Annotated in this window: 10 protein-coding genes and 1 tRNA gene; 7 read left to right on the top strand and 4 right to left on the bottom strand. The window is 48.7% G+C overall.

Features of this window, described 5'->3' with window-relative positions:
* Positions 1-39: 39 nt before the first annotated feature.
* The 6 genes from RJ53_RS10045 to carB all read left to right on the top strand — a co-directional run bounded on the left by RJ53_RS10045 (position 40) and on the right by carB (position 8,347).
* Positions 40-111 (top strand) — tRNA-Arg (locus RJ53_RS10045).
* Between the two features lie 268 nt (positions 112-379).
* Positions 380-1,291, top strand: coding sequence for a carboxypeptidase-like regulatory domain-containing protein (locus tag RJ53_RS10040; RefSeq protein ID WP_211531494.1), 912 nt, complete (start codon positions 380-382; stop codon positions 1,289-1,291).
* Between the two features lie 344 nt (positions 1,292-1,635).
* Positions 1,636-2,508 (top strand): protein translocase subunit SecF, encoded by an 873-nt coding sequence (locus tag RJ53_RS10035; protein ID WP_211531493.1) that lies wholly within the window; start codon positions 1,636-1,638, stop codon positions 2,506-2,508.
* A complete protein-coding gene (locus tag RJ53_RS10030) occupies positions 2,505-3,965 on the top strand; it encodes a preprotein translocase subunit SecD (protein WP_211531492.1) in 1,461 nt (486 codons plus the stop codon). The genes RJ53_RS10035 and RJ53_RS10030 overlap by 4 nt, the downstream gene beginning before the upstream one ends.
* Positions 3,966-4,131: 166 nt before the next feature.
* The gene (carA, locus tag RJ53_RS10025; RefSeq protein WP_211531491.1) at positions 4,132-5,193 is read left to right on the top strand and encodes a glutamine-hydrolyzing carbamoyl-phosphate synthase small subunit; all 1,062 of its coding nucleotides are present in this window, start codon (positions 4,132-4,134) and stop codon (positions 5,191-5,193) included.
* Positions 5,186-8,347 carry a carbamoyl-phosphate synthase large subunit gene (carB, locus tag RJ53_RS10020; RefSeq protein ID WP_211531490.1) on the top strand — a complete coding sequence of 1,054 codons (3,162 nt, stop codon included), beginning with the start codon at positions 5,186-5,188 and terminating at the stop codon, positions 8,345-8,347. The genes carA and carB overlap by 8 nt, the downstream gene beginning before the upstream one ends.
* A 1-nt stretch (position 8,348) precedes the next feature.
* On the opposite strand, the gene RJ53_RS10015 is transcribed toward carB, so the two are convergent.
* On the bottom strand, positions 8,349-9,407 hold the full coding sequence (locus RJ53_RS10015; protein WP_211531489.1) for a hypothetical protein: 1,059 nt from the start codon (positions 9,405-9,407) through the stop codon (positions 8,349-8,351).
* 140 nt (positions 9,408-9,547) lie between these two features.
* Entirely contained in the window at positions 9,548-10,132 is a 585-nt protein-coding gene (locus tag RJ53_RS10010; protein ID WP_211531488.1) for a hypothetical protein, read from the bottom strand.
* A gap of 142 nt (positions 10,133-10,274) precedes the next feature.
* Between RJ53_RS10010 and RJ53_RS10005 the strand changes: the two genes are divergently transcribed.
* Positions 10,275-11,450: an argininosuccinate synthase gene (locus tag RJ53_RS10005; protein WP_211531487.1), complete on the top strand. Its 1,176-nt coding sequence runs from the start codon at positions 10,275-10,277 to the stop codon at positions 11,448-11,450.
* Positions 11,451-11,458: 8 nt separating this feature from the next.
* Here RJ53_RS10005 and RJ53_RS10000 read toward each other — a convergent pair whose 3' ends face one another.
* Together RJ53_RS10000 and RJ53_RS09995 are read right to left on the bottom strand one after the other, a co-directional pair.
* On the bottom strand, positions 11,459-11,863 hold the full coding sequence (locus tag RJ53_RS10000) for a pyridoxamine 5'-phosphate oxidase family protein (RefSeq protein WP_211531486.1): 405 nt from the start codon (positions 11,861-11,863) through the stop codon (positions 11,459-11,461).
* A 68-nt stretch (positions 11,864-11,931) separates the two neighbouring features.
* On the bottom strand, positions 11,932-12,237 hold the full coding sequence (locus RJ53_RS09995; protein ID WP_246496088.1) for an adenine deaminase C-terminal domain-containing protein: 306 nt from the start codon (positions 12,235-12,237) through the stop codon (positions 11,932-11,934).
* Positions 12,238-12,308: the final 71 nt, after the last annotated feature.

The following is a 12,308-nucleotide window of genomic DNA, read 5'->3' as shown; positions in this document are numbered from 1 at the left end:
TAAGTAGGCGATAAACCGGTATTCCCGGCGTATCATAGTGTCTCGGTAGGGTAGCGGATATCCTAGAAGCCTCCGGAGCTTTTGACCCGGGTTCAAGTCCCGGCCGGGACGTAATCGGGGTTAACACCTCTTCTTTTTATAAAAAATAGTTCGAAAGCGATTTTTCAGGGTTTATCGTTCCAATTACACTCTGTTTTTAATCGTATCCTCCCTTTCCATCAATAGATGAACTCGTTTTCAATAGAGATATTACATAATTTCTTTCATTCAACATAGCGAAAGAAAAATTATTTAATCTTATAAATATATTAGTTTGAATCAAAAGAGGTTGTAAAAAATGAAACGAGAGTATGTGTTTATGGGGGTTTTGCTGGCTCTCATGGTGTTGGCCGTGCCGGTGGCGGCAGAAGAGAAAGTGTCTTACAGTATTGTCGGATTAAAGAATCTCCACTGTACAGGCTGGGGTTCGAGCGGTGTTGGTCTTCCGGGCTTTACAATTGTGCTGGAGGTTTGGGATGATGATGCCAACATGTTTGTTGACTCCGGTTATTCTCAAATAACGAATGATAAAGGCTACTACCGGTTTGACGATCTCCCTGAAGGACACTACCGTGTAACCGAGGAGGGCCAGAAATACTGGACACTACTCACCGGTGCGGAAGGTGCGAATGAAGTAACCATTCCATGGTACTGTCCATGTGGAAATGGCTGTCCAAAGTTTATCTCCTTACAGAATAGGCCCAAACTCTTCAGAGGCGATGAGACTGCATGGGCAGCCCAGGAAGATCCCGGTGAATATCGGTTTGTCGATCGAGGCAACTGGGCTACCTATGTCACCTATGATGTCGGTGAAGGGCCTCAAGAGTACCCGCTCTTTGCCGGGCAGACCCATCTTGCCGGATACCTGAATGTCTATGATGACAATGGAAAACTCTATGTGACCTATCAAGCCCTTGGAACCAATGAAGATCCGGATACCATAGGGGACTATACTGTGAAGTGGACCGGGCTGAAGGAGTATCATCTCCATGTAGCGAATACAGCAGATGACATCCCAAGAACGCCCGGACGTGGCCGAAACGCCGTTCCCGGCAATCCAATTCCCGGGCAGTTCATGAACAAGGATTCCTTTAATCCTGCTACAGCTTCATCCGGTGAAATTGTTGTTGATATCTCTGAACTCAATGACTCAATTGTCATCGCCGCCCACGCCGTGATGGAGTGGGAGGGATATTACACAGAAGTCTTTGATTATGCCATAGATCTTGGGTGGCAGTTCGCATGGAGATAGTCGACTAATGCGAGCTGGTATGCATATCCGTAATCATGATCATCGCATACCCAGAGCCGAAATAGTGGTCGAACACTAAATGGTGATAAGTATCTCCCTTATCTCCTTTCTTTTATTCTTCATTATACCCTGCTTTCTCCGTGGGATATTCAATCACATCATACCGGATTCCAGTAAAATCTATGCGAAAGTCCTGAAATAAAAAAAATCGCTTAGATAATTCAGGTTATTCTCGAACGGCCGGGTGATAGAGATATAAATGACCGTCCCCAATGACAATGGAGTCCCCCTGGGGTGCTGTATAGCCATTATTTTATGCGATCGGATCATATCATACAGACACTATGGGGTTTGACCTGTACGATCTAGTAAATAAATACCCTTCCAGCCAGATGATGGCGATACCGCTTGCCATATTCGCCATCGCGCTGCTTGTCATAGGCGGGAACTATATGATAACCGGGGTTCCTGTGAACCTCGGTATCGATTTTGCCGGGGGAACCGCAGTGACGGTTCTGACCGATGACTCAACAGATGAGATTGAAGCGTATTTTGCAGCATATCCGCTGATCAGTATTGGTGAAGGACTGAACCGGGGAAACTATATCAGGTTTGGCCCGATGGATGATGAACAGTTCCGGTCTCTCTCCCGTGATATCGGAGCACGATACCCTGATGCCAAGGTTGATCAGATCGGTGAATCCTTCGGCCAGACGCTTCAGCAGCAGGCATTGATCGCCCTTCTCTTCTCTTTCATCGGGATGTCGTTCGTCGTCTTTATTGCTTTCCGATCAGTGATACCATCAGTTGCGGTTGTTTTTGCAGGGCTGGCTGATATCCTGGTGACTGCAGCCATCATGAATATCATCGGCCTTCCGCTCTCACTCGGAACAACAGCCGCGCTCCTGATGCTGATTGGGTATTCTGTGGACAGTGACATTCTCCTGACGACCAGAGTTCTGAAACGGCAGGGAAAACTTGAAGAGAAACTGAAGAATGCATTCAGAACAGGATTTATTATGACGACGACAACGCTCTCGGCAGTCACTGCCCTTCTTGTCGTCTCCTGGATTGGCCAGATCGAGATTATCATGCAGATTGCAACGGTCCTTCTCATAGGTCTTCTCGTCGATCTCATCATCACCTGGATGTTTAATGCAGGCCTCCTGAAATGGTATGTTCAGAGCGGGCGGGCAAAGGGGGTGTTGCCACGATGAAAAAAGATGATATGAAGAGGGTCATGCAGGATTGGCGTGTGGTCGTGATGGTCGTTGCCATTGTCCTTGCACTGGCTTCGATCTACCTTATTCCACCCGCCTTTGACAAAGGATTACAGGGGAATGTTCAGCTTGGCCTGGATCTCGAAGGAGGCTCGTGGATTCAGCTTGAGTATCAGGCAGAGCTGGTGACTTTTGAGACGAGAGAGAACCCTGAACTTCTCGTTGAAGGGCTGACACGGGAGCTGGATGCTGAGGTACATCTTGTCGAGCCGGATGTCGTTGAGATTCGAAAGCCATTCACCAGGGATGAACTCGAGCCGGTTTTTGCTTCACTTGGAGCAACAATTACCCAGTACGAGATAGGTGTCTCTGAAGAGACCGCCAATACCGTCAAGCGGATTCTCGAAGAGAAGATCAACAGGCTTGGCACACGGGATGCAAAGGTCAATATCCTCACCACATTCGGCGGTGCTTCACGGTACATCAGGGTCGAACTGGCCGGTGTTGACATGGTCACCGCCCAGGAGATCGTCGGTCAGCAGGGCCGCTTCGACATCCGTATCCAGACTGTTGGAGAAGAGACCGAACATGTCCTGTATGGGGACAGCATCACAAGTGTCGGCCTTCCAACACAACAGCCTCCTGGGAGCAACCAGTGGGGAGTATCATTTACCATCAGCCCTGAAGGGGCGCAGGCATTCCGTGAGAGTGCTATCCGGACAGGAGCAACAGACAATCCTGCTGCCCATGAACTGATGATGCTTCTTGATGGAGAGATGGTCTATAGTGCCCCGCTTTCTCCCGATCTTGCAGCGCGACTCAAGGTCGAGGATGTTAGGAACCTCTTTGCATCCACCGGAGCCGGAGAATTCGGACAGAACCGTGCTAACATCCTTGAGATCCATCTCAGAGCCGGCGCACTTCCCGTCGATGTTCAGATAGCCGGTTCTGGTTCGGTATCTGCCGCACTCGGTGAGCACTTTAAGATGATGAGTATCATCGCCGGATTCGTCGCACTCCTTACTGTCGGACTGGTCGTCTACTATCGGTATCGTGAGCCTACCATCGTCATCCCAATGCTTGCAATCAACACCGCAGAGATCATCATCCTGCTTGGGATTGCACGGTACTTTACACAGCTTGATCTTGCCGCCATCGCCGGACTTATCGCTGTCCTTGGAACGAGTATCGATCAGCTCGTCGTCATCACCGATGAGGTGCTGCATGAAGGGAAGGTCCCTTCTCCAAACGTCTATCTCAAGCGGTTATCGCGGGCACTTGGGATCATCATCGTCGCAGCCATAACGATGATCATTGCGATGCTCCCTCTTGCCCTTATGGACCTTTCATCACTCCGTGGCTTTGCGATCATCACCATCCTCGGTGTTCTCATTGGTGTCGTGATAACACGCCCTGCCTACGGAAAGATCATCATGGCGATCCTCTCGCGATAACCTTTCTTTCATCGCGCATAGAAAAAAAGGGCAAATTCCTTTTTTTTTCTTATATAATCCAATATTATGAGGACAGATCTCACTCTCCTTCATCACTCATGAGTATATGGCATTGATCCTGCAACCATTGTTATATCATATAATAACAGAATGAATATGGTCATTCATGAAGGCGGTTTTAGGGCTTGAAGACGGAAACTTTTTTGTAGGGGAAGGTTTTGGTGCTGAAGGTACAAGCACCGGAGAACTTGTCTTCACCACTCAGATGACAGGATATATGGAGGCGCTGACGGATCCAAGTTATGCCGGACAGCTCCTGATGTTCACTTATCCGCTGATCGGAAATTATGGTGTTGACTTTCACAATTTTCAAAATCCTCTTGTGCATGCACGTGGATGTATCACACGTGAAGTTTGTACATCCCCAAAGCACTCCCCATCATTAACTTCTTTCTTCGAAGAGCATGGTTTACATGGAATTTCAGGGATCGATACTCGGATGCTGACAATCAAAACCCGGCTCCATGGCACCCTGAAATCAGCTCTCATCGTCGGCGATGATGATGGCGAGCAGGCAGTTCAAATGGCGCGAGGGATGCCGGACATCTCTGCCTTGGATCTGATTGAGACGGTTACATGTAAAGAGTCATATCGGGTACCGGGACGAGGAAAAAGAATCGCGATCCTTGATCTCGGCGTCAAGAAGAATATCGTTGTCAGCCTCAGGAGGCGGGATGCGGATGTGTATATCTTCCCCTATTCTGCTACAAAAGAAGAGATTGATGCCTGCAGGCCTCAGGCCCTCTTCATCAGTAACGGACCCGGGGATCCGAAGAGAGCAACTGCAGCCATCAAGACCGTTCGTTCTTACCTGGGAGAGATACCGATCTATGGCATCTGTATGGGCAACCAGATCCTCGCACTTGCTCTTGGTGGTGAAACATATAAGCTGAAATTCGGGCATCGCGGCTCAAATCAGCCTGTACGTGGTCCGGAGGGGCCAATCTCCATCACCACACAGAACCATGGATATGTCGTCGATGGCGAGAGTCTGCCTGAGGGCTGTGTCGTAACATATCGGAACGTCAATGACAACACCCTTGAGGGATTTGCCGACCCCTACCAGAACATCTTCTGTGTCCAGTTCCATCCGGAGGCTCATGGCGGACCGCAGGATCTGGAAAAATCAATATTTGACAAGATTTACAGGAGTATCCCGGATGCCTAAATTACCGCATATCAAAAAAGTAATCCTCATCGGATCAGGGCCGATACAGATCGGACAGGCAGCGGAGTTTGACTTCTCAGGAACACAGGCCTGCCGTGCCCTCCGGGAAGAGGGGATTTCTGTCGTCCTCGTCAACTCAAATCCAGCAACAATTCAGACAGATCCGGAGACCGCCGATGTGGTCTATGTAGAGCCGCTGAAGGCTGACATCATCGCAGAGATCATCAAAAAGGAACGCCCAGATGGCATTCTGAGTGGTCTTGGCGGACAGACCGGATTGAACCTCACTGCAGAACTTGCAGAGATCGGAGCCCTTGAGAATGTCGAGATCCTTGGAACCCCTCTTGAAGCAATCTATCTTGGTGAGGATCGTGAGAAGTTCCGCGACCTGATGAGGCGCATCGGAGAGCCGGTTCCAAAGTCGATGATCGTCACCAACCTCGATCAGGTCGATGAAGCCCTCAAAGAAGTCGGGCTTCCTGCCATTATCCGGCCTGCGTATACACTCGGAGGATCCGGCGGCGGTGTTGCGACCACCGAAGTCGAGCTCCGGAGAATCGTTGAGATGGGCCTTTCTAAATCAAGGATTCGTCAGGTTCTCGTCGAAGAGAGCGTCAAAGGTTGGAATGAAGTCGAGTTTGAGGTGATGCGGGATGCAGAGGATACCTGTATCATTGTCTGTGGGATGGAGAATGTCGATCCAATGGGTGTCCATACAGGTGAGAGTGTCGTTGTTGCGCCGATTCTCACACTCCGGGACGACCAGTTCCAGATGCTCAGAACCGCATCAATCAAGATCATCAGGGCTCTCGGTGTTCAGGGTGGCTGCAATGTTCAGTTTGCCTTCAAAGATGGAGATTATCGGATTATCGAGGTCAATCCCCGTGTTTCACGCTCATCTGCACTCGCATCCAAGGCAACCGGGTACCCGATTGCCAGGGTAAGTGCAAAGATCGCCATTGGTATGCGGCTCGATGAGATCATAAACACTGTCACCGGGTGCACACCTGCATCATTTGAACCAGCCATAGACTATGTTGTCGTAAAGGTGCCTCGATGGCCCTTTGATAAGTTCAAGACCGCAGATCGCTCTCTTACCACTGCGATGAAGAGTACTGGTGAGATAATGGCCATCGGAAGAAATGTCGAAGAGGGATTTAAAAAAGCACTCCGCTCGATCGATACCGATGTGACAACTCACCAGAATCCGGATGAAATCCGGATGATCCTCTCCAGGCCGACCGATGAGCGGTTCACAACACTCTTTGATGCGTTTAAGATTGGCTTTTCGCTTGAAGAGATACATGAGCTTACTGCCATCGAGCCATTCTTCCTTGAGAAGATTCGCCATATTGTCGAGATCGAATCCAGCCTCTCCCCCTCTTCTTCCGATGAAGAAATTCGATCCGCAAAAGTGTATGGCTTCTCCAATACTGAGATCGCCGGGCTGACAGGAAAGTCTATCTCTGTCATTGAAGGCATCGTCGGTGAACCAACATATAAAATGGTTGATACATGTGCTGCCGAATTCCCGGCGAGCACCCCATACTATTATTCAACCTGGGAAGATGAGTGTGAAGTTGTCAGTGATGCCCAAAAGAAGGTGCTCATCCTGGGTTCAGGCCCGATCCGTATCGGTCAGGGGATCGAGTTTGATTACTGTACAGTTCATGCTATCCAGGCTCTCAGAGAGCGGGGTGTATCGGTTCATGTGGTCAATAATAATCCCGAGACAGTGTCAACCGATTTTGACACCTCAGACCGCCTCTTCTTTGAGCCGATGCAGCTTGAGGATATCATGAATATCCTCAAAAAAGATGTTTATTATGGCGTAATGGTCCAGTTTGGAGGACAGAACTCTGTCAATCTGACCATCCCGATCCACGATGATATTCAGCGTCTCGGCCTATCTGCAAAAATCCTCGGAACCTCCCCGGATGCAATGGATGTTGCCGAGGATCGTGACAGGTTCAGCCTGCTCCTCGATGAACTCGGGATTCCAAGTCCGGCTAACGGCTCTGCATACTCTGAAGAGGAAGCTGTAGAGATCGCAACAAGCATTGGATACCCCGTCCTTGTCCGTCCATCATATGTCCTTGGCGGGAGGGCAATGGAGCTGATCCATGATGAGATCGAACTGAAGACCTATATTACCGAGGCTGTTCGTGTCAGCAGGAAGCATCCGGTACTCATTGACCGGTTCCTCCATAATGCCATTGAGCTGGATGTCGATGCCGTCTGTGATGGAAATGATGTCCTCATCGGTGGAATTATGGAGCATATCGAAGAGGCCGGCGTTCATTCCGGGGATTCGGCCTGTGTCATCCCTACCCAGTCACTTGATGATGAAACGATCCAGACTGTTCGTGAGTATACACGGCGGCTTGCTGTCGGTCTCGGCGTCGTTGGGATGATCAATATTCAGTATGCGATCCAGGATGGGACCGTATATGTACTTGAGGCAAATCCGCGTGCAAGCCGGACTGTGCCATTTGTATCAAAAGCAACCGGTATCCCGCTAGCAAAGATTGCAGCCCGGATCATGCTTGGGGAGTCAATCAAAGAGATCGGGTATGTCGAACGCGAGATTAAGCATGTGGCCGTAAAAGAGGTTCTTCTCCCCTTCAATAAACTCCCGGGCGTCGATGCCATCCTTGGTCCTGAGATGAAGAGCACTGGTGAAGTGATGGGGATTGACTATGACTTCGGTCGGGCATTCTTCAAAGCAAGCCTTGCTGCTGATAACACCCTCCCTCTTCAGGGTCGTGTCTTCATCTCTGTGAACGATGATCAGAAAGAGGTTAGCGTTCCGATTGCACGGAAACTGCATGAGCTTGGACTTGAGTTGTATGGAACAACAGGCACAGTTCAACATCTCACACAGGCCGGAGTGAAAGTTCATCTCGTTCGTAAAGTCCAGGAGGGGTCCCCAAATGTCATCGATATGATGCGAAAGGGTGAAATCCAGCTGATCATCAATACTCCTTCAGGAAAGAATTCCCGGCATGATCACTACCAGATAATGCGTATTGCAGTGGATTACGGCATCCCCTATATAACTACAATATCTGCTGCAAATGCCGCCGCCATGGCAATTGAGGCGTATAAAAAGAATGAAACAACGATAGAACCACTCGGGTTCTATCTCAAATAAATCAGGTATAAAAAACCTGACTACGATATTTCTTTTCAGCCATACCTGGTCCGCTTATCGTGCATATAATTTCAGCCTCTGCATTACGTGGTATTCTGACCGTCCCCTCAATGAGTCGTACCTCCCCTTCCGGAATGGTCGAGACGGTCCTGACCTCATCATATCTCCAGGATAACCCTTCAACTGGCTGGCCTGTCATAATCACTCTCAAATCACTTGCGGGTCCGGTTCCTGTACTTGTAATAGTACTGTACACCTGATAGTAGGCATATGCCTGATCTGTATAGATAAGACGTGCCTGGAACTGGAGATTCACATCCGGGTTTCTGGAAGGGATATGAATTACGGGATTCTTTAATGCACGATGGTACTGGACCGGTAGATTCCCGATGGAAAATCCCGGGTGATTTGACTCGATGATCGTATATCCCTCTGATTGGATAATCTGTTTTCTCTTCTCGCGATCAGCTTCAGGCTCAATAAGGCCGACCATATAATGATCCGGCGTCTCAATGAGGACAGCCGGGTGACCAAGGAGCCTCAGAATTGAAGCGAGCAGGATCGAAGTATCCTGGCTGTCTCCACCACCATCATAGATCGTCTGGATCGGATATTTTGGATAACCATCATAATCATGAACAGAACCCCCTCGGTTATGTGGGAGAGACTGGACGAAGGCGATAATAAAGTCCCTCCTTTGGATCTCGTTGAAGCCTTGATTGGTGGAGAGTGAGATGAGTTCAGAAACCACGCCCTGAAGCTCTCCACGCCCGCGATCCGACATCACATAATCGACCGGGTGCGGCTTATCCCTTGGAAGAGTAGCAAAGTAATTGTATTTATCGGCTGGAATATAGATCGTCCATGAGTAGTATGCCCCGTTATAGAACCAACGGTATGCTTCTGCAGTATTTGATGTTTTATGGGTTATCGGTCTTTCAGGATTCAGGGGGACACCTTTTTCATCAGGTAGCTGGGAGACGAGCCATGTCACTTGCGATGAAGAAGAAACACCTGATGTTTCTGTATATGAAGGAAGGGGGATTATCTCTTCATCCATAAAGGGAGTCTGCCCCTGTTCAGATTCGAGACATCCTGTGACTGTAGTGAGAAGGAGGAGAATCATGACGAGAGATATCACGTTGAATATCCACACTGTACCAATTGATCGTGCTATTGACATCGTTCTCCTCATTTGTTTCATAGCATCTGTTGAAGGGTATTCTCAAGAGACGTACTCTGACGAGCGATCTCCATCATTGCATATCGCGACTGTCTGAGGCTCTGTTGCAGGTCTGCCGGAATATCTTCGGTGGGAATTGTATCCATCATATACGCGGCTTCTCTCGATTTCTCTGCCATCCGGGCAGCCTGGCTTTTTGCACGTATGATCTCCTCTCTCCAGCCGACATAATTAAAATCCTCATATAATCTTTCGGCCTGGCGTAGATGGGATTGGTAGATCATGTAGTCATCCCTGAGTATCTGACTCATCAATTCAAAAGCATCGTTCCATGTCCGATATGCATGATATTGTGAAGATAATTGCTCTTCATCATCCTGATATCCCTCATTATCTGATAATAACTGGTTGATAAGGTAGATCTCATCATCAAGTGAAAATGTGTTGATATTTCCTTCAATGAGATCCAGGTCCGAGAGTGCTTCTGTCGCAGCGATGATGTGGGGTGGTATTTTATCCAGCTGACTGGAACTGAATATACATCCTGAAACAAGAACCGCAGCTACGATCATGAGAAAGATTGGAATAACACCTTTATGCACAGGAATCACCATGGCTATTATATATATAACAGGACATCATGATATCCTTTTGGTTCGTAGAGCACTGGCCTTCGATCTCTCTATCTTTCAATAAGCTCATTGCTCTTGAGAGATCATAGTACTCAAAAGATCGGTGTTTATCATGTCAGAGAAGACTGTTGTACTTTCGTTTTCGGGAGGCTTGGATACCTCCATCTGTGTTCCACTTTTAAAGGAGCGATATGGGTTTGATCGCGTCGTCACCGTCGCCGTCGATGTGGGGCAGCCACAAGAAGAAGTCACGATGGCAACAGAGAAAGGTAGGCTCATCGCTGATACGCATTATACAATCGATGCAACTGAAAAATTTGTAGCAAACCACATCTTCCCTGCCATTAAGGCAAACGGGGCCTATGAGGGGTATCCGATGGGAACTGCACTCGCACGCCCTCTGATTGCTGAAGAGACTGTTGCGATTGCGAAGAAGGAAGGCGCCATCGCCATCGCTCACGGATGTACAGGAAAGGGAAACGATCAGCTCAGGTTCGACTTCATCTTCAGAATGCATGGATATGAGATCATCGCGCCGATGCGTGAGATGAACCTCACCCGGGAGTGGGAGATCGAGTATGCTGAGAAGCACAACATACCGGTTCCTGTCGTGAAGGATAAGCCATGGAGTGTCGACGAGAATATCTGGAGCCGGAGTATTGAGGGTGGAAAGCTTGAGGATCCGGCTTATCATCCGCCTGATGAGATCTTCCACTGGACGATATCACCACAGGATGCACCTGATACCCCGGAACATATCACAATCGAATTCAAAGAAGGGGTTCCTGTCGCCTTAAACGGTGAAGAGATGGATGGCGTCTCTCTCATCATTCGCTTGAATGAGATCGCAGGGCGGCATGGCATAGGAAGGAATGATATGGTAGAGGATCGTATCCTCGGGCTGAAGGCAAGGGAGAACTACGAACATCCTGCCGCGACGGTGATCCTCACTGCTCATAAGGATCTTGAACGGCTTGTCCTTACCCGACAGGAACTGGCATTCAAGCATGGAGTCGATGACAAATGGTCGGAACTTGCCTATATGGGTCTTGTCCATGAGCCTCTGTACCATGCGTTAAATGCTTTCATCGACACAACCCAGAGGCGTGTGAATGGATCGGTTGATCTACGACTCTTCAAAGGGGCAGTTCATATTCGCGGACGCTCGTCACCTGATGCCATCTATTCAGATGATCTCGTATCCTTTGACAGTACAACCCTTGATCAGTGTCATGCTATTGGATACTCGGTATTCTTTGGTCTTCAGGCCAGGATGCTGAAGAAATAGAAAAAAGGTTAATCGAGGAGTTCCCCTGCCTTCGGACCCGGGGCACACTCATATATCTCTTTTACTTTCAATATAAGGAGTGACTTACCTGAGAGATTTGGTTTCGTCTCATGGAGTATCCCCCGCATCTTCTCGACATTCTCACCGCTCTGTTCAACGGTAACGTCACACTTCAGCTGGATGCAGCCTCCGACACCCTGGCTCCAGACATAAAGCGCTGCATGCGGGTTCTCAAGGACATTCTCAAGTGTCTTCTTCATAAAATTATCTGCAATCCAGATGGTCTCCTCATCGATGACCCAGATGCTTCCCATTGGGACGACATTTGGAATTCCGTTTTTGGATGCTGTTGCGAGAGGGAGGATCTTCACCTCTGCAATTGCATCTTTTAGTTTCTGATCAATCTGTACCATTTTCAATCCTCTTTCTGGAACTGTTCATCCATACTGAGAAATAAGTGTTGTGTTTGATGCGGGGAACATCAGTCGATCAGGAAGAGGTCAATATCTGAAAAGATCCTCTGGTCAAAAAGCCCTCGCTCTGTCAGTCGGAGCTCTGGAATGACCGTCAACGCGAGGAATGATAGGTACATGAACGGATCTTCAATAGCACCAAGTGATGCAGCCTCTCTCTCTATTTGCCTGAGCCTGTCGTTCACCTCAGGATAGGGGGCATCTGACATGATACCGCCATAGGGGAGAGGGAGAACTGTCTTCGCTTCCCCTGTTACAACAGCCATTGCACCGTTATGGGAGGCAACAGTCCTGATTGTAAATGGCGGGATCAAAGTGCCCAATTATGGCGGAATAAAAATGCTCATTTCAACAACATAAAACCTCTGTTATACAACCCTTTCAG

The sequence above is a fragment of the Methanocalculus chunghsingensis genome (assembly GCF_018132105.1).
Classification (GTDB): domain Archaea; phylum Halobacteriota; class Methanomicrobia; order Methanomicrobiales; family Methanocorpusculaceae; genus Methanocalculus; species Methanocalculus chunghsingensis.
This window is presented reverse-complemented; position numbering and strand designations above follow the sequence as displayed.